The organism is Pantoea sp. PSNIH1, from assembly GCF_007680655.1.
In the GTDB taxonomy this organism is placed as follows: domain Bacteria; phylum Pseudomonadota; class Gammaproteobacteria; order Enterobacterales; family Enterobacteriaceae; genus Pantoea; species Pantoea eucrina.
On record NZ_VEIP01000010.1, the window covers coordinates 39,679 to 59,955 of the forward strand.

30 protein-coding genes are annotated in these 20,277 nt (G+C 52.7%); 10 read left to right on the plus strand and 20 right to left on the minus strand.

All coding sequences use genetic code 11. The features are described from left to right. Positions 1–38: 38 nt before the first annotated feature. The gene (locus FS690_RS17095) at positions 39–1,115 is read right to left on the minus strand and encodes a hypothetical protein (RefSeq protein WP_145339965.1); all 1,077 of its coding nucleotides are present in this window, start codon (positions 1,113–1,115) and stop codon (positions 39–41) included. 609 nt (positions 1,116–1,724) lie between these two features. Here FS690_RS17095 and FS690_RS17100 point away from each other — a divergent pair. The 6 genes from FS690_RS17100 (at position 1,725) to FS690_RS17125 (ending at position 5,676) form a co-directional block, all read left to right on the plus strand. Then, a complete protein-coding gene (locus tag FS690_RS17100; RefSeq protein WP_145339966.1) occupies positions 1,725–2,756 on the plus strand; it encodes a tyrosine-type recombinase/integrase in 1,032 nt (343 codons plus the stop codon). A 94-nt stretch (positions 2,757–2,850) separates the two neighbouring features. After that, positions 2,851–3,183 carry a hypothetical protein gene (locus FS690_RS17105; RefSeq protein ID WP_145339967.1) on the plus strand — a complete coding sequence of 111 codons (333 nt, stop codon included), beginning with the start codon at positions 2,851–2,853 and terminating at the stop codon, positions 3,181–3,183. After that, complete coding sequence (locus tag FS690_RS17110) at positions 3,183–3,641, plus strand: hypothetical protein (protein ID WP_145339968.1); 459 nt, start codon at positions 3,183–3,185, stop codon at positions 3,639–3,641. The genes FS690_RS17105 and FS690_RS17110 overlap by 1 nt, the downstream gene beginning before the upstream one ends. A 106-nt stretch (positions 3,642–3,747) precedes the next feature. Continuing rightward, a complete protein-coding gene (locus FS690_RS17115; protein WP_145339969.1) occupies positions 3,748–4,224 on the plus strand; it encodes a hypothetical protein in 477 nt (158 codons plus the stop codon). A 3-nt stretch (positions 4,225–4,227) separates the two neighbouring features. Beyond that, the gene (locus FS690_RS17120; protein ID WP_071882928.1) at positions 4,228–4,872 is read left to right on the plus strand and encodes a dUTP diphosphatase; all 645 of its coding nucleotides are present in this window, start codon (positions 4,228–4,230) and stop codon (positions 4,870–4,872) included. 9 nt (positions 4,873–4,881) lie between these two features. Continuing rightward, a complete protein-coding gene (locus FS690_RS17125; protein WP_145339970.1) occupies positions 4,882–5,676 on the plus strand; it encodes a hypothetical protein in 795 nt (264 codons plus the stop codon). A gap of 155 nt (positions 5,677–5,831) precedes the next feature. Here FS690_RS17125 and FS690_RS17130 read toward each other — a convergent pair whose 3' ends face one another. Further along, on the minus strand, positions 5,832–6,263 hold the full coding sequence (locus FS690_RS17130; RefSeq protein ID WP_145339971.1) for a hypothetical protein: 432 nt from the start codon (positions 6,261–6,263) through the stop codon (positions 5,832–5,834). Between the two features lie 674 nt (positions 6,264–6,937). Here FS690_RS17130 and FS690_RS17135 point away from each other — a divergent pair. Further along, positions 6,938–7,294 (plus strand): hypothetical protein, encoded by a 357-nt coding sequence (locus FS690_RS17135; RefSeq protein WP_145339972.1) that lies wholly within the window; start codon positions 6,938–6,940, stop codon positions 7,292–7,294. Here FS690_RS17135 and FS690_RS17140 read toward each other — a convergent pair. The 8 genes from FS690_RS17140 to FS690_RS17175 all read right to left on the minus strand — a co-directional run bounded on the left by FS690_RS17140 (position 7,275) and on the right by FS690_RS17175 (position 12,184). Continuing rightward, on the minus strand, positions 7,275–7,922 hold the full coding sequence (locus FS690_RS17140) for a hypothetical protein (protein WP_145339973.1): 648 nt from the start codon (positions 7,920–7,922) through the stop codon (positions 7,275–7,277). The genes FS690_RS17135 and FS690_RS17140 overlap by 20 nt on opposite strands. A 195-nt stretch (positions 7,923–8,117) precedes the next feature. Beyond that, positions 8,118–8,324, minus strand: a complete 207-nt coding sequence (locus FS690_RS17145; protein ID WP_040113281.1) for a type II toxin-antitoxin system MqsA family antitoxin — start codon at positions 8,322–8,324, stop codon at positions 8,118–8,120. A 75-nt stretch (positions 8,325–8,399) separates the two neighbouring features. Continuing rightward, a complete protein-coding gene (locus tag FS690_RS17150; protein WP_145339974.1) occupies positions 8,400–9,476 on the minus strand; it encodes an acyltransferase in 1,077 nt (358 codons plus the stop codon). A 113-nt stretch (positions 9,477–9,589) separates the two neighbouring features. Continuing rightward, a complete protein-coding gene (locus FS690_RS17155) occupies positions 9,590–9,766 on the minus strand; it encodes a type II toxin-antitoxin system RelB/DinJ family antitoxin (RefSeq protein ID WP_145339975.1) in 177 nt (58 codons plus the stop codon). A 544-nt stretch (positions 9,767–10,310) separates the two neighbouring features. Further along, on the minus strand, positions 10,311–10,673 hold the full coding sequence (locus tag FS690_RS17160; RefSeq protein WP_145339976.1) for a hypothetical protein: 363 nt from the start codon (positions 10,671–10,673) through the stop codon (positions 10,311–10,313). Continuing rightward, positions 10,673–10,981 (minus strand): hypothetical protein, encoded by a 309-nt coding sequence (locus tag FS690_RS17165; RefSeq protein ID WP_145339977.1) that lies wholly within the window; start codon positions 10,979–10,981, stop codon positions 10,673–10,675. The genes FS690_RS17160 and FS690_RS17165 overlap by 1 nt, the downstream gene beginning before the upstream one ends. 43 nt (positions 10,982–11,024) lie before the next feature. After that, positions 11,025–11,501 carry a hypothetical protein gene (locus FS690_RS18430; protein ID WP_186369003.1) on the minus strand — a complete coding sequence of 159 codons (477 nt, stop codon included), beginning with the start codon at positions 11,499–11,501 and terminating at the stop codon, positions 11,025–11,027. A 2-nt stretch (positions 11,502–11,503) separates the two neighbouring features. Continuing rightward, a complete protein-coding gene (locus FS690_RS17175) occupies positions 11,504–12,184 on the minus strand; it encodes a hypothetical protein (RefSeq protein ID WP_145339978.1) in 681 nt (226 codons plus the stop codon). Positions 12,185–12,425: 241 nt separating this feature from the next. On the opposite strand from FS690_RS17175, the gene FS690_RS18595 reads away from it, so the two are divergent. From FS690_RS18595 to FS690_RS18435, 3 genes are all read left to right on the plus strand, one after another. Continuing rightward, on the plus strand, positions 12,426–12,650 hold the full coding sequence (locus FS690_RS18595) for a hypothetical protein (RefSeq protein ID WP_104086110.1): 225 nt from the start codon (positions 12,426–12,428) through the stop codon (positions 12,648–12,650). A 70-nt stretch (positions 12,651–12,720) separates the two neighbouring features. Continuing rightward, positions 12,721–13,272 (plus strand): AlpA family transcriptional regulator, encoded by a 552-nt coding sequence (locus FS690_RS17185; RefSeq protein WP_145339979.1) that lies wholly within the window; start codon positions 12,721–12,723, stop codon positions 13,270–13,272. An 18-nt stretch (positions 13,273–13,290) separates the two neighbouring features. Then, on the plus strand, positions 13,291–13,431 hold the full coding sequence (locus FS690_RS18435) for a hypothetical protein (RefSeq protein ID WP_186369004.1): 141 nt from the start codon (positions 13,291–13,293) through the stop codon (positions 13,429–13,431). Here FS690_RS18435 and FS690_RS17195 read toward each other — a convergent pair. The 10 genes from FS690_RS17195 to FS690_RS17240 all read right to left on the minus strand — a co-directional run bounded on the left by FS690_RS17195 (position 13,428) and on the right by FS690_RS17240 (position 20,215). Beyond that, positions 13,428–13,727 (minus strand): hypothetical protein, encoded by a 300-nt coding sequence (locus FS690_RS17195; RefSeq protein ID WP_255471512.1) that lies wholly within the window; start codon positions 13,725–13,727, stop codon positions 13,428–13,430. The genes FS690_RS18435 and FS690_RS17195 overlap by 4 nt on opposite strands. A 10-nt stretch (positions 13,728–13,737) precedes the next feature. Further along, positions 13,738–14,094, minus strand: a complete 357-nt coding sequence (locus FS690_RS17200; protein ID WP_145339980.1) for a hypothetical protein — start codon at positions 14,092–14,094, stop codon at positions 13,738–13,740. Further along, positions 14,091–14,396 (minus strand): hypothetical protein, encoded by a 306-nt coding sequence (locus FS690_RS17205; RefSeq protein ID WP_145339981.1) that lies wholly within the window; start codon positions 14,394–14,396, stop codon positions 14,091–14,093. The genes FS690_RS17200 and FS690_RS17205 overlap by 4 nt, the downstream gene beginning before the upstream one ends. Next, on the minus strand, positions 14,393–14,599 hold the full coding sequence (locus FS690_RS17210) for a hypothetical protein (protein WP_255471513.1): 207 nt from the start codon (positions 14,597–14,599) through the stop codon (positions 14,393–14,395). The genes FS690_RS17205 and FS690_RS17210 overlap by 4 nt, the downstream gene beginning before the upstream one ends. Positions 14,600–14,705: 106 nt before the next feature. After that, positions 14,706–14,891, minus strand: a complete 186-nt coding sequence (locus FS690_RS17215; RefSeq protein ID WP_145339983.1) for a hypothetical protein — start codon at positions 14,889–14,891, stop codon at positions 14,706–14,708. 167 nt (positions 14,892–15,058) lie between these two features. Next, positions 15,059–15,196 (minus strand): hypothetical protein, encoded by a 138-nt coding sequence (locus tag FS690_RS18440; protein ID WP_186369005.1) that lies wholly within the window; start codon positions 15,194–15,196, stop codon positions 15,059–15,061. Between the two features lie 185 nt (positions 15,197–15,381). Next, complete coding sequence (gene umuC / locus FS690_RS17220; protein WP_145339984.1) at positions 15,382–16,647, minus strand: translesion error-prone DNA polymerase V subunit UmuC; 1,266 nt, start codon at positions 16,645–16,647, stop codon at positions 15,382–15,384. Further along, a complete protein-coding gene (locus tag FS690_RS17225) occupies positions 16,631–17,071 on the minus strand; it encodes a LexA family transcriptional regulator (RefSeq protein WP_040113297.1) in 441 nt (146 codons plus the stop codon). Before FS690_RS17225 ends, umuC begins: the two co-directional genes overlap by 17 nt. Before the next feature lie 1,527 nt (positions 17,072–18,598). After that, positions 18,599–19,456 carry a RepB family plasmid replication initiator protein gene (locus FS690_RS17235; protein WP_145339986.1) on the minus strand — a complete coding sequence of 286 codons (858 nt, stop codon included), beginning with the start codon at positions 19,454–19,456 and terminating at the stop codon, positions 18,599–18,601. A gap of 309 nt (positions 19,457–19,765) precedes the next feature. Next, entirely contained in the window at positions 19,766–20,215 is a 450-nt protein-coding gene (locus FS690_RS17240) for a type II toxin-antitoxin system HicB family antitoxin (protein WP_145339987.1), read from the minus strand. Between the last annotated feature and the right edge of the window lie 62 nt (positions 20,216–20,277).

Here is a 20,277-nt window from a genome sequence, read left to right on the forward strand (position 1 = left end):
ATAAAAAGGGCGCTTGTGCGCCCTTTCATGCTGTCCTGTTACACCTTTCTGAGTTTCTGTGCACGCTCCACCAGCTGCTGCAGAGTGTGGCCACTGCGGCGACCAAACTCATTTGCATAACGCGCGCGCATTTCCGGCACGGTCAGCAATTCAGTGTCGCCGGCTGCTGTTTTCATGTTCATCAGTTCACGATCCATGGCATTCAGTTCAGCAACGGCTTCTGCGCCAGCTTTAATCTTCTCCTGCGCTTTCTGCGCCTGCTCCTGCGTGCTGGAGCGCAGCATCAGCGCCTCGCTGCGCTTTTTAAACAGGCGTTCGCGCTGGTAGATAGCCGTCTCAATGACGTAAATCTGCTTGTGGTGGAGCTTGGCGGCGTCCACGTCGTCCATCAGGTAAACAGTGGCGGACGGCAGCACGGCGCATGGCAGCGGCTTTATCAGGTCAAATACTGATACTGCACCGCTGGAGGGATTCAGGTTTGCCGTGAAATCCGTTTTAAGATCCATGTACTCGCTGTAAATCAGCATGCCGTGAGCGCCGTAACGGTAGTTATCCACGTTTCTTTCATCGTTCGGGCTATCAAACCGCGCCATAACCTGCGTATCGAAGTAGTTGCTCATGCGCAGGCGGTAAAGCGCCCCTTCCGGTGAGTTTTCAAAGGCCTTCATTTCCTCTTTCAGTGAGAGGATAGCGCCGGCAGCAAAAGGAACCTTATCCAGCTTACGCAGCTGCTGGTGATAGCGGTTTAGAATGCTCTCACGGGTGGCTTTGCCTGATGACGTTCCGGGAAAACGGGTTACTGTTACCTTGCGCGGGTTTACCATGATCGTCGGTACCGGCGAGTAGCCCGAGATATGGACGGCCAGCGTTTTAGCCTGGGTCTCTGCGCGCTTGGCGTCCGCCAGGTCTGCAAAGCGCTGCCATTCGGTAATCAGGTGCTGTGCGCGGTCCAGAATCTTTTTGTCGTTCGTGAAGGCAATCGGGCGTGCATCTTCGCCATTGGCGTTTTCCTCTGAGTACACGATTAAAGGTGTAATGAGGCCGAACCATTCACGCTGAACCTGCAGGAAATGTTTATAGCTTTGTTCAAATTCTACGTCGCTAAACTTAGGCATAATGTGTTCCAAAAATTTTTAGGCGGCAGCTGTGCAGTCTCTCTGGACTTAATGAGCGGAAATATAGACGGGCAAAGAAATGCTGTAAAACGATAACTTCTTAGAAAGCCCTATATTAAGAATAGTCCGTATTTAGTGACCTTATAAATTATCTACAAGTCCGCATGTCTCTCACAGGTGTTATCGCCGCAGTTACGCTTTATGTTACCTGCAATGTTACGAGTCAGAACTATAACCCAAAGTAACAAACAAGACTGCCAGATGATCATATATGAAGCCCTGAGACCGATCACGCGGAAAAACCTCCCGGATTCTAAATTTTACACTTTTCTGACGCTTCAGCACGCGACGCGCCTGTTTTTGGCCGGGAAATGAAACTTTAAATAATTACTCTTATATAAAGTTTGATAGCTTTCATGTATGCTTGATCAGTAGTTGGATGATCAAATGATCAGTTGGTGCGCATCGTGGCATTTTGTACAGATTCTGAGCTATACAGCAGTGAGGCATAGTCAGACGCCGCTACGTGAAATCTGACGCATAACCCCCCTGACGTTTTGATAACTTTTGCGTAGCGACGCCATGCCGTTTTTTAAGGAAAATATTTAAATGAAAGATTTAGCGGAAATTAAAAGCAGCGTGATTCCGGCGGAATTAACCACATTAACGCCGCAGGACGTCGCTAATAATCTGCGCCGCTTTATTGCGGATAAAGGCGCTTATTCTGAGAACACCTTTCGTGACCTGCTTTCGGTGATCCGGCGCTGGGCGACGTGGTGCAGCGCGCGCGGCCTGACGTATCTGCCAATCGATCCGGAGCTGGCCCGCATTTACTTTCTGTCCATGGCGGAAAGCGGGCTTGCATCGAGCACCATCGAAAAGCACTACGCCATGATGAACATGCTGTGCAAGCAGTGCGGCCTGCCGCAGCTGCTGCTGAACGTGGACGTGCAGCGCGCCATGAAGCGCATCAAGCGCGAGGCCGTGGTGGGCGGCGAGCGCACCGGCCAGGCTATTCCGTTCCGGCTACCGGATCTGCAGCTGCTGTCGCACATCATGAGCCGGTCTGACAAACTCACCGATATGCGCAATCTGGCGTTCCTGTATCTGGCCTATAACACCCTGTGCCGCATGTCCGAACTGAGCCGCATCCGGGTGCGCGATCTGGATATCGACGAAAGCGGCCATGTAATTGTTAACCTGACCCACACAAAAACGATGGTGACCGCTGCCGGCGTGATAAAGCACCTGAGCAAATCTGCCGCCGGCCACCTGCTGCGCTGGCTGGACGTGTCCGGACTGATTAACTGCCCCGACGCCGTGATATTTGGCCCCGTCCGTCATAACAACACGGCCGGCGTGTCGGAAAAGCCCATGAGCGCCCCGGCCACTGAGAAGATTTTCAAAGACGCGTGGGATTTGCTGGGTAAAGATCCGGTTAAAGACAATAAAGGGCGCTACACGAAATGGTCCGGCCATAGTGCGCGCGTGGGCGCAGCAATGGATATGGCGGAGCGCGACGCGACCATCACGCAGATCATGCAGGAAGGCACCTGGACTGACCCAAAAACCGTCATGCGCTACCTGCGCCGCTCCGAAAGCCAGAAAGGCAAAATGTCCGGGATTCTCGACGGAGAATGACCGATATGAAACACACATAATTCTAAATAAATTACCGTTGTAACATGGCGTTTTTTAGCCCACAATTCAGGCCGTCCCGCACCTGCGATTAACGATGGCCATACAACAGATACTGCTGCACCGCACCTTTGACATAGACGCCCACCAGCTGAGCTTTACCGCCATTATGCGCGGCGGAGTTGCGCTGGTGGAGTTTGGTGTCAGCACCCTGTCAGAAGCAGCCCCGCTGCTGACCCTCGATAAGACCTACCGCGACCGACACAGCGCCTGCTACTACGTTTCCAACATCACCGACCGCGCCGCAAATAAACTCCTGGAGTATTACAGAAAGGAATTTGCCGGATTTGTCAGGCTGGTGGACGACGCATTCAGCCAGCAGGGTAAAACCATGTTCAGCAGCCGCCAGCGGCTTTTTGCGGGGCAATAATGTCTGTTACCGGCAACGTCGTTAACTTCTTTGTCGCAGTGGCGACCGCACACGACGTCTCTAATCCTATCGGCACCTATTCCAACGGCTCCTACGTTGACTCCTGCACCGGGCATTACTGGGGCGAGGAGATTTTCAGGCACCCCAAAACTATTGCCAGCCTGGCGAAGTATGGCGCGATTGAGTACGCCCGCTGCCAGGACCGGGGCGAAACAATACGTTTTGAGGATCGGCGCGAAGTGCTGGACGAGTTTGCCCGCGGCTACAGCGATGCTGAGGACGGCTTGTGCACCGAGGAAGGGGCGATTGATTCCGCCGTTCCGCATGCCTATCTGTCAGGCGCGCAGCACTGCCGCAAACGCATAAAGCAGGGGGGCATGGCCTACCGTCTGGATCAGGGGCGCGTGTGTCATGGCGTGGAGTGTGCTGATACGGGCGAGAAGTGGACGCAGGACTAAAGAAAAAGGGAGCCATCGCTGGCTCCCTGATTCCGTTCAATCGGGTTTACTCATAACCATTGGGTTTTGGATTCTGAAATAAACCACTGGCAAGGATAACAGAACTTTGAGCAGACTTTTAACTAAATTAGGTATTTTTCGCGCCAGGTACCCGGAAACCGCTTCCGCTATTCTGGCGCTGCTGACCGAGAAGCCATCAGCCCTGCGCCGGGGCATTACCGCCGCCCTGCCCGCTGACACGTCCGCCTGCGCTATCCGCGAGTCGCTGGCCGATCTGATGGATATCGGCCTGATCAAACTGTCGCCGGAGAAAAGCTATCGCCTGGCGCGCCCCGTGAAATTTATTGCGTCCCTTGCGCCGGTCCGCATGTCCAAGATGGAAAACAACATTCTCGCCCTGCTCAACCAGAAAAACGTCATTACTGCATCAGACGTTTTCAACGAGTACGGCGTGATCCGCGCGCAGTTTCTTAAACCCGTCCGCCGCCTGATTGAGCGCGGGCTGGTGGAATTTCACGACGTCCCGCTTGCGCCTCTTTCGACAAGCTACCGCCGTCATTACACCTTCAAAAACCCGGAGTAAGTCATGCCTGAAGTAAAGATTAAACGCCTCACCCCTGATGCCGTCCTGCCTTTCCGTGGCTCAAAAGGCGCTGCAGCGTGGGATATCACCGCGCTGGACGTGAAACTCAACGTTGTACAGACGCAGGGCGGCGCCCGCCAGCCGCGCGCGTGGTGGATTACTACCGGGCTGGCCGTGGAGATCCCCGAGGGCTACTGCATGAAGATTTACGCGCGTTCCGGGCTGGGTACCGCTAACTTCCTGCGCCCGTCTAACTGCGTGGCCATCATCGACAGCGACTACCGCGGCGAGATCAAGCTGCGCATGATTGCCGACGAAGGCGGTCTGGCCATCGAGCCGAAGGCGGGCATGGTCATTGCGCAGGCCGTGATTGAGAAGGTGGAGCCTGTCACCTGGACAGAAGTTGATGAACTGTCCGAAACCGACCGCGGCGACAACGGCTTTGGCTCCACCACCCCGGCGGAAACCGATCCGACGCCTGCTGCCGACAGCACGCCGGCCGACGACAGCACCGCAGCAGTTTCGCAGGAGCCAGCACCAATCGACGTGCCTGTAACGTCGCAGGATGCCCCTGCAGAGTCGTCGGATGCTGAGCCAGCTGAAGAGACCAAAACCACCACGACCACCAAGAAAACCACCAGCAAGTAAGGCCAGACCATGACCAAATATATTCTGAGCAGCAAAACGTCCATTGAGCTTAACGGGAAAGGCGAGATCAGCCCTGCCGATCTGGAAATCGCCCTGCTGGCCACACTGGGTTTTGAATCGAAAGACGTTGATGGTGTAACCGTCTGGAACAACCAGAACGAAGCATATTGGCTGGCGCATGAGCAGCCGCTGCCGGCGGACGACGAAGAACGCGCCGCAGCGGTGAAAGCCATCAATGAGAAAACGGGCGCCCGCCTGCTGATGCCGTCAATGGATCATAGCTTTGCGCAGCACCTCATGAGCCAGCTGCCGATGAACGTAACCGGCGAAGCGTTTGTGTCGGGTTCCCTGGCGGGCCAGTGGCGCGCGGAGACCGTTTCCCGCTTTAACCCCTATGATGTGCAGAGCCACGGCCTGCTGGTAGACAGGCAGCAGCACGTCAGCTGCGCGTCGCAGTCTCTGCCGCTGGCGGTTTCCCTGCTGTTCCTGCAGGTTCTGGGCGTGGGCCAGCGTGCCTGGGTGTTGTTCCCTGCCGGCGCAGACGCGCAGGGGCAGCTGGTCTACCTGACGCCGGATAACGAAAAGAACATGCTGCAGTTCGTGCCGGAGCTCGACCGTTACCGCATGGAAGGCCTGGATAAATATGCTGTAGTGGGTATGGATCAGGATCTGGTGCAGGAAGCGGTTGAAAAAGCGCAGCTGCTGCGCACGATTGCGCTGGGAAAGGCGAAAACTGACGCCCCACAGCCTGAGCCGGAGCTGGTGGCCGCAGCGTCAGAGGCTGCGCCGGCGGCAGCGGAATAAGCACCGGTAACGCTGATCAGCATCAGGCAGTGTGCGGAGCTGGGGTAAATTAACTACCCCACTATCTAAATTAGATGCGATTATAGCCTTTGATTAAGTGACCCATGCAGCCTTGCCAAAAGCCCCGTGACAGGGGCTTTTTTATTGGCTCTAACTCACTCACTACAGCTTATACACTGATTACAGTGAACGTTACCGCCCGACCGCAGGCGGTGAACTTCCGCCCATAGCGTGTCGCGCTCTTTCTCTGCGTCCACCAGCCGCTGTGAGAGCATCATCAGGCCATTATGGTGCGAGTACTGCGCCAGCTGCGCCTCCGCTTTATCCAGCCTCGCCTGCTGTTCGGCCCATTGCTGCGCGTGCCGGCGCGTCACCGCCTCGATAAACATCTCCGCTGCAGCGTCAGGATCGCCCTCAAACGTCACCTTTCCGTTATTCACTGTAAGCTGCGCCCGCGTGCCGTCGTTGCCGATTAACGTCATCACCAGTGGCACCGGGGCAAGCGGATAAGACAGGCCGATGCCCTCTCTGACGGAAAGCGTTTCGCCGGCGACGACTGGTACGGGTGTGAAGGTTTCGTTTTTCATGCTGGTGGCCTCAGAGTCAAAGGGGCCAGGTTAAGCGGTTTGTAATTTAAACCGTGAGCGCGGTATCGCAGTTATCTGAATTGAAAGGCTTTACTCTGTTCTCTCTCACCGCAACCGCGTATCGTGGCCGCGAGTGAGATAAAACCTCCGTTTGAATGACTTAACCCGCTCTGGCGGGTTTTTTTACGCCTGCTGGCTGGCGCCCGCCGCTTCAACTACTCTTAATATCAGCTTCTAAAAATAATGATAAGTCCTACTCTGTTGGCCCGCTCCTGCGGGTCATTTTTTTGCTGCCGGCGGGCGCTGGCGCAGCGCTGCTGCAGCTGAACGATTTACGGTTTTGTACAGAGAATATTCTTAATTTAAGACTAACCTTTCCCGTGTAATATGCCGTTGCGCTTGCAGGTTACGCCCTGCAGGCGTGCTACGAGATTTCCCCCTTTTGATTCGCCTGGCCCGCCCCGCGCGGGCAGTTTTTTTACGCCAGCCCGCGTCCGCCCGAGGTAATTATCCGCGCCGGCACGTTCCACCAGCGCCAGCCACATCTGGAATTAACATCACGCCAGTCATTATCACCGCTGTCATCGCTATTTGTGCTGGAAAAACAATCACTTTCCCTTTCTGCGGCTTCGCCTATGCTGGCTGTTCATAAGTCCACGTCAGAGGGAATGACCATGTTTATTATGCCCGCATCCTATAGTGCAGAATCTGTACAACAGTTACATGAAATTATCGACACGTTCATCCTGAACGGTGCGCGTTGCCACGTCATCTACAACAGCACGGCTCCCAGTGCTGCTGTCATTGAGATGGACGCCATACAGACGGAAGGAGGGACGTGCTACCGGACGCTGGCGGTGCTGGAACTGGAGCGCGTGAGCGGCATAAACACCCTGCTGCGCATTAAATCATTCCGGGCCGATCCAGACGGGGCGCAGTCAGGGGCTGGCTTAGTGGAGCCTGCAAGTCTGGCTAAAGCGCTTTATGAGGCGCTAACGGTGAAGAAACACATCACGCTGGTGGGTTTGTAGACAGCTGATAAATGACGGCCAGCGCGCGCAGAAATGGCCTGTGCCATATCAGGTAGTCGTCAACAGGCACTAGTTCTGGTAAGGGATGCCACTTATCCTGCCAGCTATTATTCAGGCTTACTACATCAGCCAGAGAGGGAGCAACGCCGATAATCTTATCAGCTTGCCGGATTGAAGATCGCAATGCATTCCTGGTGATTCGATCAGTCGTCAGCTTTCTGTCCTCGCTCCACTCTTCTGTTAGATCAGTTAACGCCATCGAGTAACCGGTCCAGTCCCAATAGTAGCCTTCCTGCTCTGGTCCGTTATTAGAGTGTGAGAACAGATTCTGTTCCCAATCTTCCGGACATATGGGTTCTTCAGCAATCATGACTGTAAGCGGATTTCGGGTTTTAGTTTTGAACATATACCCGTTGCGTGTGTCCCAAAATGCCACTGAAACCAGATTAGGCGAGCATGTAACAGAAATGGTTGCACGGCCATCAGTCTCATTGACCATATGGAACACCTTGTAATCAGTAAGATCGACAACATTCAACCAGCAAAAATCCTTTTGCGATAAGTCTTGCTGGATTTGTTCAAGGTCAGTTACAAGCTGGCGGGCGCGGCGGTTTGGCTGGTCAGTCATGGGCAGATTCATCGTATGTGGTGTTTGTAGTCACCATACAAGGCTCACTCACCACTTACCACAAAAATCTATGTATGTTTATGATTTAATTGATTTTTGCAAAGCTAGCTTTGCAGAATTTGATAAGTTTACTTGCCAGTTATGCATTTCAGTAACTCAAGGCATTAAAAAGCCCGCTTGATGCGGGCTGTTGTGTCAATGATTGTGTGCCGCTGCAGCTTCCAGTGCGCTGACCTTCCTCATGAATGAATCGGCCTCTGACATATCCACGATCACCTCTCCGCAGGCCAGGCAATGACTCCCTTTTACATCCTCTACAATGTCATCCGGGTTGCCCGTATTCAGCTGGACGTCGCGCGTGTCGTAAACAAAAGCCTCTGCACCGCATGTCGGACATTTCATCGCTTACTCCTTTGTTGAGCCTGTTCACTAAGTATAGCTGACAGGCTCAAAGCCTTGCTGCAGAAGGGTTACGGGCTATGCGGCATCGCTTGCGGTGCGGAGCGCTTTCTCTTTGCGCCGGCGCACAATCTTCTGTCCAATTGGCTCAATATAACGGTAGCTGAGCCAGCCGAGCAGCAGCGCCAGCAGGACGTTGCACACGAAGAACGCCATACCCTGATCCGTAAAGGATTTCGATAACCGGTCTTTGGTCACAATGTGGATCAGGTAGACGGAGAAAGAGATATCCCCCAGGAACACCAGCCAGCGCGGCGTGATGCGGCCTAACCAGCTGTCGTTGAATGCTACAGCGGCCAGCAGCAGCGCCAGCACGGTACCGGACGCCATCAGACCATGCCCGATATGCTGGTGGCTGATAATGTGCTGCACAAACAGGGCAACCGCTGCCAGCAGGAACGGCACACGGGTTGCCACCGGCAGACGCGCCATGTACGGGTAAACCAGGCCAATCAGCACGCCCGCGGCAAACTGCCAGATAATCGGATTGGTCATCAGGTTAAGGTAGGCGTAACCCATGTCATATCCGCGCACCAGCAGCGTCGGCTGGTGGCCTGCTGCCATAGGTACTGCCACCAGCACCGCGCCCAGCATTGTGGCCAGCGCCACCCAGCGTGCGCGCACCAGCAGGCATACGGCCATCATCAGGTAAAACAGAAACTCATAGTTGAGCGTCCAGCGCACGCCCATAAACCCGCTGTCGTCCACGTAAAACGGCGCGTGCTGCGGCAGGTAGACAGAGAGCGTCGCCGCGCTAATCAGCGCCTGCGTCTTATCAGCATAGTGAAACGTCGCCATTGCCCCGCTTAACAGGAAGTTAATCAGCAGCAGAATGAAGTAGGCGGGCAGCAGGCGCAGCGCGCGGCGCTTCAGGAAGTCACCCGCTGCAGCAAAGCCAGTACCCATGCGCGATACAGAGAGCGTGATAACAAAGCCGCTGAGGATGAAAAACAGATCCACACCAATAGCGCCGGTTGAAAGCAGTTTGGTTAATGCCGGGTAGTGCGCCTTTATCTGGTAGCGGAAATGAAAGGTAACGACGGCAAGGCAGGCAAGCCCGCGCAGCGCCTGAATAGATTTGAGCTGTTGTGTCATAATTTCGTAAGAAAATCGTCTGTGTAGCGTAAAGAAGGGCGCATTTTAGGAATGGTGGCGGCTGAGGGCAACCGCCATGCAGGCGTAGAGAGCGCCTGCTTTAAGTGGATCTGTTATTCCTGCGGGCTGGTGGCCCCGGTGGTGAACGGGATTGCCTGCTTCTCCACCAGCTGCGCCAGAGAGAGACGCAGGAACGCGGCCATCGACAGCCCTGTTTGTGCCAGTACGGCCTCTGCCTCAGCCTTAATCTGCGGATCGATCCGCGCGGTTACTTCGACCTTACTGCTCATGGCGCCTGCTCCTTTTCCATGTGTTATGCGCTGGCAACGTTATCACGCAAAAATGTGTCGCCGCATTTACTGCAGTACCACTGCTTCTCGTAAACCTCTTTCAACCTGCGTCTGTAATGCCGGTTGAAGAATCGCGCTATCCAGTACGATACGAACCCGAAATAAAGAGCTATCAGCGCCGACGGCATGAGTTCAACATCCAGGCCATTGAAAAAAGCCAGGAAGGTTGCGGCATAAGTCAGACAAAATACCTGGGCTTCTCTCTTGCTGCGTACTGGTGCATTACGTGCTGCTGCGCCTGACTGACGCGTTGATCGTCCTACGCTTCCACTACTACCCGATCCGCCTCTCGACACCCATCCTGTATGGCTAACGCTTCGGGTGTTAGAAGTTCCCTGCTCAAAAACCGCCCTGCTTTTTTTGACGCTCCCTGATCCGCAGTTCGGGCAATTAATCCTGATTTCCATTTTGTACCGTTCTGTATTGCTGTTGTTGAAAAAACTGTCACCAGCCGGATAGCTGGTGGTCAGTCAGTAAAAAGGTGTTAACGCCACTTAGGCAGGCCAAGCTGATCAAACTCCACGTACAGCGGCATGCCTGTTGTATGCCGATGCCCCACCAGCGACTCCCGGCGCACAGGAATTTCGTCACATTCCACGGCGGTTTTGTAGAGGTGTACTGCCTCTGCCGGATCTTCAAAGCACCAGCGGTACATATATGCATCAGTGGGCGTGATCCCCATGCAGACGCTGAGCGTGTACAACAGCTGCAGCAGCCCGCACCAGCTGCCGTCGGGTAGCTGGCGGGCGTGGAGTATACGGCATTTGTTAGTCAGGAAGTCGCGCACTTCACTTTCCGGCCAGCCCTCAAATGAGTTCCAGCCGTACTGCCTCAATCGTTCGTCCATCAGCGCACGAACGCCGGATTGTTGCTGGTGGCCAGCGCGGGCTTTTGGGACGGCTCACGCATGACATACACGGGAAACTCAATACTCGCTGCCTTATCGTGAAAGAGCGGCATTGTTCGCGCCTCTGCGCCACCAGCAGCGGCGATCTCCACGTTTCCTACTGGTTGCCCGTAAATATCATTAAATCGCTCTGCGAGCGCCTGAGCGACGCTGTAATACGCCGGGTCAAAATCGGTACTGCCGTCAGGTTGATGCTCCATTTTGAAGCCGTGCGCCAGAAACAGCGCCCTGATTTCCTGTTTAATCACTGGTGTTCTAATCCTGTCATTGCTTTTCTGTGGTAGTCGGGGGCTAGTCCGATAGCCAGGCACGCAACTCAAGCTGATCTCGCGTTGGCGTAGACTCAATGAGTTCTTCACCCTCCCGAAGATGCATATGTGAATACGGGTTATATGACGCGGCGCGAATTTCGATTTTTAGCCAGATGCCTGCCTCTGATTCGTTGTCAGTGTAATCAGGATATGGCATCCCAAATATGTCAGTACGCGGTGATTGCTTTCTCCAGGTGTTATCCCGCTTTCTGTAAATGCGGAAATATTTATTATTCTCGGCGATCTTCTCTTCCCACTGACGATCAGCCTCTGCTTTATCGCACACCGCATTAAGGTGAAGCTGAATCCACTCTGACAGCTTCATGCCCTCCCGCCGTGCCTGAGTGACATAGCGGGCTTTGATATCAGGCGTAACGCGCATCTGAATCTGAGACGTCGCCGGGACGTCTCCCTTAACTGAGTTTAAAGCCCGTGGGTCGCGTGCTTTATCGGTCATAATTAACCTCGTTCAGTGGCTCCTTTAGCCGGAGCGTATTGTTTGTAAACGTCCGGGAAGAACTCAACACAAAATCCCAGACCGCAATCCATTTCCTGCAAAGCTGTCAGCGCATCGAGCGGGCGTCCGTCATCTTCAAACAGTTCAAACTCATACGGCAGGGTAAAGCGTGCTGCCGTGATGTTTACCATGAACGGTATATCGTACTGCTCGGCCTCTTCGCCCATGATCATCGTCCACTCAAACGAAAACTGATACTCGCCCTCAGTGTCTGTCATGGTGGCTGTGCCGCTGACTTCAGTGTCGGTGTGGGCTGTTACCACGATATCCTGTGGTTCCCACCAGTCCAGCTCATACATATTGCTGAGCACCAGCTTATTCGCAGGTGCAGTACCCGGACGCCAGCCAGACTTGAGGATGAAGTCATAGTGATCACGGTATTGCAGATTGACCTCTTCAAAGGTGCAGTCATCGCCTATGTAACCAAAGCAGATGTTGTTGCGCAGCCAGACTACGGTTGCCAGGTCAGTACAGCTGGAGGCCACCAGCTCATAGTTGGCTTTGATATCCGCATACGCTTCAGCAGCGACGAAACCAGGCTGGTGGCTCTGAGCAATCGCACCGGTCAGGGTGTGAGACATATGCTGGATAGCGGCGGTAGAAGTCATTGATGCGTGAGTCATGAAGAGGTTCCTTTTATGCCTGGTGCGCCAGGGCGACGGCGCACCGTTGCGCCATGAGGTGTAATGTACAGGCAAAGGTTTTGCTTGTCAATACAAGCAAAATAGATTATCTTGTCGTTAGTCCGGGCTGGCAGTCAGCAGCGCGTGACCAGGTAGTCAGGGGGTGCGGGCATCAACGGATAGAGTTACCACCGTTGACGGATGTCAACACGGAGAATAGAATACTGTTATTCGGAGGAGAATGAAGAAACATCCGAACAAGCATATTCAGGCAGCCATTGATTATGCGTTAACGAAAGGCTGGGTTTGGGTTCCACCGGGCGATTCAGCTCACTGCTTTTGCAAGCTGCGCTGCGGTAATCCAGAAGATGAACACCGAGATCATCAAATGAGTGTGTGGTCTACTCCGCGAAGCCCGGAGAACCACGCGAAGCAAATCAGGCGCAAGGTCGATCACTGCACATGATTTTGCCCGGTAAGGAGTGGTTAACGCCGCTCTTTACCGAGTTACACACCCACGAAAAAGAAGAGGTACTATGGCGCTTTATAACTTCACTCTGACACTCTCAGGCGTAACGTATGAGACCGAAGGACTGGAAGATGCGCTGTTTGAAAGCGGCTGTGATGATGCGCTGATTTGCGCATACGGCCACGCCGTTTATCTGGAGTTTGACCGCGAAGCAGAATCCCTGCATGAAGCCATTATGTCGGCGGTTGAAAACGTTGAATCAGCCGGAATCGGCGCTGTAGTAGCGTCTGTCGATTCGGCGCTGGTGGGACTAAGCGACATTGCAGATAATACCGAAATGTCACGCCAGGCAATCGCCATGCTCAAAGACGGCACACGCGGCAACGGCAATTTTCCCTGCCCCGTCCAGCGCATAAAAGGCCAGTCTCCTCTTTGGGACTGGTCAGAAGTAGCAGCCTGGCTGGAAGAAAGTGGACGCGTGAAAGCAGGAAGCGATCTGGCTAAAAATGCGCGCACACTCAGTAAATGGAACCTGATACTGAGAACCGCAGCCTCAAGAGATTTTGAGGAAGTGGAATCTATGGCACATATGCTGATAGAACGCCGTCGCTGTGCCTGATAATTAGGAGAAAACAACATGGCAACACTGAAAGAATTAATGGACAGGCTCACCCCGGAACGCCGCGCTCGCGTGAAAGCCCGCGCGGCGGAACTTCGTAAAGAAATCGAAGAAGGCACGCGCCGGGTAACTCCAAAAATGCACCCAAAAGCTGACTAATAGCGCGGCTGTCCAGTCAGCAGCAGCTGCCTGGCCTCGTTAATAGTGTCCTCCGCCCAGTCACGGCTAAACCCCGGCATTGCTTCAAACTTACTGGCTATGTCCGCCGGGATGGCGTCAATATATTCCAGCCCTGCCCGTGTTATCTCCACCAGCTCAGCGGCAGCGTGTCGCAGCGCCAGCAGCTCTGCGGCCATCTTCTGCGTCATGGCGTGATTAGGCATCAGCGCCAGATTGTTTTTAGGCTCTGCCGCGAACAATTTCAGCTCGTCGTCGGTGATGCGATCGGTAATCATGGTGGTGTCCTCAGTCTTTCGTGTCGATCATGGCGATTGCCGGTTCAAAATCAGCGGGCTTTATTACCCCTTCATCAAACGCCAGGCGCATGGCGATGTTCTGACGGCCGCGGGAAAGCAGAAAGGCGGCTGCACCGGCGCAGTGTGCCTCTCTGCCGGACGCGGTGTAACCCTGTTCGCCGTCCTGGTCCTCTTCCTCGCCTGTCAGATGCGTGGTTTTGTGGCAGTAAAACGAACTGAAATCATCGCGCAGAAGGTTAGCTTTGATCCCCTCCAGCCGTCCGGTGTTCAGCTCTATGCCACCCACTTTTAAAAACGGGCAATTTGCGCAGGGCGCTTTCAGGCGAAAAAATTTACGAAGGTTCATTGCCCGGTACTCACTAACGCTGGTGGAGCGGTATAAACCGGCACGGGGGCTTCGTTGGTTACACGAAGTCTTGGCCTATGCTTCCTGAATAATGTGTTACCTGCTCCGGTAACAATCGTGTACCCGGCAGGCTTTGCAGTCAGTGCGGCCAGCGCGATCTCCTCCCCCAAAGCGTTTAGTATTGAAAACATATGAGGTGGAAACTCGATACGCTCCTCACGGTCGGACAGAAAGCGGATCAAAGGCTCCACCAGCTCCGCCGGCACAACCGGCATCGGGTAATGTTTTACTGCCTGGCTCATTGAATATTCCCTTTCGCTGCTGTAACACCTTGTGGAGTCAGATCCACTTCGTAGTAGCGTGTCATGTCTGTGGGTTTGGTCTTGAAGCGGATAAGCCCGCTGCGCATCAGCGGTGCGAGACTGCGGCAATTAACATCGTCACGGTTCCCGGTCGCAACGTCATAGCGAACTTCAATGCCATAGCCCTTGTCGCCCCGCATCATGTAGCGGGTTCCGTTGCGCATTCTGCGCAGAGTAAATAGCTGTGCTCTGCTTACCGGCATCTACATACCCTCCATGCGCTTAAATCGGACGCCAGCGCTATGATCATTATTCATCAGCCTGTTCAGCGGCTTCAGGCCTGAAAGCGTCGATAACCTTGTTAGCGGCTTTGGTGATCGCTTTGAACTGTGCGGCGCTGATGGTTGCACCCGGTTGCTGATTGCCAATTTCTGACATGATGGCCCCGATAAGCGCCGGCTGGTTTAAAGAAGGAGAGGTACTTTTACTGGTCAAGTTCTGCAATCCACTGGTCAATTTCATAATTAGTAATCTGGATTCTAAATTAATTTTGTTTGTTAGTGTTATATTTTGACGAAATGAGGCGTCATTTCCGGCTGGCGCAATGTGTAGCCAGCCGGGAATGAGAAAAATGAGGGGTTACGCGATGTGTAAAGCGGTGATCAGGCAGACAGGTTATTTTTTGCTACTTCGGCATCAAATGCTTTGATCATGCCGGGTAATCGGCACATAACTACAGAAGAAGCCAGCGCCAGCAGCGCATAAAAGCCCATCATCGCAGTGTATAAAATATCAGCCATATCCGTAAAACTCCCTGTCCGGAAAATTAACGCACTCAAAATGTACGTTTTCAGTTTTTTCTGATTGTATGCACATTCTAAAAGGTGATCAACATTTGATCGGCTCTTTCAGCAAATAAATCGGAATAACATAATGGCTGAGTACACTTAACCTAAATTACTGTAATTCCAGGGATTAATCCCGGCTATTTTAGTTTCACGACTGGCAATTCTTCCCATCGCGTGAGGTAGCGCGGTGAGAGCATTTCGCGTTTCATCTGGTAAGCCGGATTCACGCCCTGCCCTGCCAGAAAAAGCGTGCCGCGCTGATAGCTGTTCAGTTTGTCCATGACAGCCATCAGCTTATCGCTGCCGGGTCGCGGCGGCGCTTCATCAAACAGGTTTAACTGCTGCTCTGAGCCGCAAAACTCCCCCAGCATCACGCCTGCCTTTGCATACTGGTAGCCATCGCGCCAGATAGCCCGCAGGCCGCGAACGGCGGCATCAATCAGATCGCGCGTGTCCTGTGTGGCCGTGGTAAACGAATGGCTGGCGCCGCGCGAGTAATACGGGTAGTTCGGATCGTGTTTGCTGGTCTGGATGAATACCGTGATATTCCGGCAATACTGCTTTTCACGCCGCAGCTTTTCGCCGGCGCTGGTGGCAAAGAAGCAAACTGCGTTGCTCACTTCGTCCAGGCTGGTGAGGCGCTTGCCAAAGGATCGGCTCACCACAATCTGCTGCTTCGTGGGCGGGTTCTCCTCGAGCTCAAAGCAACGTTCGCCGCGCAGCTCTCTTACCGTGCGCTCCAGCATCACATTAAACGTTTTGCGGATCGTGGTTGTATCAGCGCGGGCAAGGTCTAGCATCGTCTTGATGTTCATCATGCGAAGCCTGGCAGCTATCCGGCTCCCTACTCCCCACGTTTCGGACACGTCCAGCAGCGACAGCAGCTTGTCACGCCGCGCCGGGTCGGTCAGCACCACCACGCCGCCTGTTTTCGGCCAGGTCTTTGCTGCGTGCGTGGCAACCTTACAGAGCGTCTTGGTTTCCGCTATCCCCACGCCACACTTCATCGTGGTGTGCTGTATGACGGTCCGGCGGATCGCCTCTCCAAACGCCTGATAGTCCACCAGCTTTGACATGCCATCCAGAGAGCCAAATACCTCGTCGATTGAGTATGCTTCCAGGTTAGGAACATGCTCACCCACAATGGAATGAAAACGCTTACTGAATGCGTCGTACAGCGTGTAGTTGCTGCTGAATACCACCACGCCATAGCGCCGGATTGTGTCGCGGATTTTAAACAGCGGATCGCCCCGCTTCAGCCCTGCGTTTTTCGCCTCTTTGTTCAGCGCGGCTATGCACCCGTCATTGTTCGTCGCCACCACCACCGGGCGCCCGTACAGGTCCGGTCTGAATGCCAGCTCGGCGGACACGTAGAACGCGTTAACGTCACTGTGAAGAAACATTGTCAGTACTGTGGATCACGTAAGTGACCACGCCCCATATTTCCAGTGACTCCGGCTCAATCGGGATCGGCTTATAGCGCGGGTTCATCGCCAGCAGCATCGGCTCCGGCTTCAGCTGCAGCTTTTTTACCGTAAATTCCCCGTCCACTGAGGCAATCACGATCTGCCCGTCTGCTGCCGTGCGGGACTTATCCACCACCAGCAGATCGCCGTCAAAAATACCGGCATCAATCATCGACTCGCCCTGGCAACGGACAAAATAGGTCGCTGTTTTAGCCCGGACGCAATACTCATTCAGATCCAGAGGCGTATCTTCGTAGCCTATTGCCGGCGACGGAAAACCTGCTGCCACCTTCTCCAGAAACTGTAAGTACGCCTGTCGTGGCGCGGTGTGTGCCGGTTTGGCTATTAGTTCTAATCGCATCATATCCACCTCCTTTGGCTGTATAAAAATACAGTATAAGATTAAGCGCCGGGAATTGACCAGTGGATGATTTCAGGCGAGAATGCGCGCCATTCTAAATTACTAATGTTTTTATGATGATTTGTTTGGGCTTAAAGAAGATTGAATTGGATAAGTGGCGCGGGTACTGGAGAGCAAAAGGATTCCGGGATTCACGCGTGAAAGAGCAGCCATTACGCATTGATCGCGGTGACTATCACATTGTATTTGAGAAAAAGCAGTGGGTGTCATATGACGACAGAGGAAAAGCAGTTAATTCTAATGTCATGCTCTATCCACTGCTTAAAACTATATCCTGAGCCCAACAAAAAAGCCGCTAAATGCGGCTTTTTTATGCTGGTGGCCAGCGCAGGCTCTATCTGTCAGCCAGCGCTTTAAAGGTGCCTGCGTGACGTTCCAGCAGATACTCCATATCCTTTTCCAGCAGCCACCACCAGCGATGTAAGATTTGCCCTCATGTTGCTGGTTTCATGGCAACGTTAGTCTATTCATGGTAGCCACCAGCGGCAGGGCCGATTGTGGAAATGTGAGAAGTGTAGAAATTGCCCTCACGGCCTGAACGGCCAATCGCTGCCGTGTTGCTGGTTCATGGCAGGCGTCAGCCGTTGCCATGAATAGACTAACAGTGTTTATAAACATGATAGGATCGGGTGCCAGGCTGAAAAGTGTTTATAAACATGCTGACGAGCGTACCAGCTCAATTGCGCCAGGGCGGTTTATCGTGCTTGAGCAGCGTCCATCATGTTTACAAACACTTTCCGGCGAAATGCTGGTGGCTATCATGTTTGCAAACATCATTGCCAGCGTTCTGCACCACCAGCCGCGGCAGTATTAGCCCAGAGGTAATGTGTAGTGATTGCCCTCAGCTATGATTTTCAAACGCTTCATATGATATTGATAGGAAAGTGTTTTTTTCCATAGATGGTGGGTGATAAAGGGAAAAAGGTGTGCCGTGGGGGGAACCACAGTACTCAAAGGAGAAAAAAGGCGTGATTGAAAAGGAGAGCCGTCACATAAACTACTCCAAAGCTCAAATCATAATCATGTCCACCCTCATACCTGCGTTTAAATGCCTGAAATTGTTGTTAGGCGACCTTATTCTCTACATTTTTAATAATCAAAAATGCCTCTTATCGGTTAACTCCTTCACTTCCCCTCACGGCACACCTTATCCTGACTATATAACTGTTTTTATTTATTTTTTAAGGTTGATCCAATGTGTCGTTTTTTGCGTGTTCCATCACATAAAGGTGTGCTGTGAGGGGAAAAAGGTGGGCTGTAAGGGGAGGCGCTTGATGGATGTGTTGAAGCGAGTAGGTTTTAGTGCAAATCATGATCAATAAGTGTTCGTCGGAGTATAAAAAACAGGCGCATTTCTATCATGTATCTGATTATTGGAGGAAGCGAGCTAAAGATTCCCCCCACAGCACACCTTTTTCCCTTAACCAACCACCTTCTATCCCCTCACAGCACACCTTGAGTCATAGGCTAAGGCTTCAACTTTGGGTTACGTTTATGAATTAAAACGTAATTTTCCCGGCCTTCTTTTACAACAGATGCTTCCAGATAACCTATGTCTTGTAGCTGCTTCACAGCGTTTTTAATCATTCTGTTCTGCTCTTTTACCAGGCTTGTAAGTGATAGCCGGTCACGAATACGAGCAAAAGATACAGGCTGAGGTTTAGCAGGAAGGCTTTCAATAAATGTATACAAAGCCTGCGCTATCTCTTTCTTCGGCAATGCCTTAATAGCGTGCTGCTGTAGCAATACTCGATGATCAAAGTAATACAGTTCCCATAGTCTTTCATCAGCCTCAAGCTCAATTGTATCTTCTGAGGAATCGTACCCTCCGCTTTTTAGTAGCCCCGTTATATAACCTGCAATAGCTGTCTTGCCCCGCTTAAAAGCTATTGTCTTGGAACGTATTTTAATCAGAGATTGATGAATGTTTTCACGTAATTCAGAGTCAATTTTTTTGGAAGGGAAACCGCAATTACGGGCAAACTCAGTAAACTTCAACGAAATTGAATTTCCCTGACGACCGTGGTCATGAAAAGATCGAACAATGCCTATCCAAACCTTAAAATCTGTATCCATATCCAGACGCGGGCCTGTGATCTGAATGCTGTCATAACCTTCTGCGCGTGCAAGAGATAACCCTTTCAGTAATTCAGAGGCATCTACCAGCGGACTTATTGCAGCATTCTTGGCTGGCTTAGGTACAAACACACCTAACCGCATTATGGCTACCGGCTGAACGGTATTATGTTGGTTAACTGTGAGCTCTTTGTTTTTCTTCAATGTATCAGCATAAAGAACATCAGAGATTAACATTTTACTTTTCATATGTTTACGCATTCAGCCATACAGATTATGAATTATACATGAAAATAACATGCTTTCCCCTCATAGCACACCTTTTTCCCCTCACAGCACACCTTTCTCCCCCCACAGCACACCTTTCATCCCCCCACGGCACACCTTTTTCCCCTCACGGCACACCCTGACCCCTTCTCATCCCTTGTGGCAGTAAGGCTAAAGGCTGCGGGGATCTGTTGGATCTTAAAGAAGGATCTATACGGTACTATTATTGGATCTATCCGGTGGATAAGTGGATAACCGATGTGAATATGCAGTTACCCACATTCCAGCGCTCTATGCTGACCGGTTCGGAGCGTAAACCTCAACGGCAGTGAGTCTTACTGCACGCCCGAGCTGGTGGATAGCTTTTTCAACTAACTCCACCTTTGAGGGATGGTGCAAATCCAGCAGCCGCTCTATCTGCGGGTTCTTCAGGTTTAGGCTGCGCCCCAGGTCTGCTTTGCGCATGCCTTTCTCAATCATCGTGTTGTGCAAAACTACTTTCATGGCCACCAGCACTGGGATGCTGACCAGATGCTCCCCTCTCTGCACCTTACTGCCCGTTGGCACCATGCGCCGCTCTCCCATTACTGCGCTGATCGCCAGAATCACCGCCTCAGAGGCGTTCTGCAGCGCTTTCTCTGCCGAATCGCCTGTGGCATACAGGAATGGCAAATCACGGCAGGAAATAGCGTATACGCTCGCTGACGTGTTCTGAACGAGCCGTACCGGGTAAACAAACATGCTGCGCTCCTTTTTTTTTAAAATCCTGAATGTGTGGCACTTCTGGCAAGGAAGGTAACACG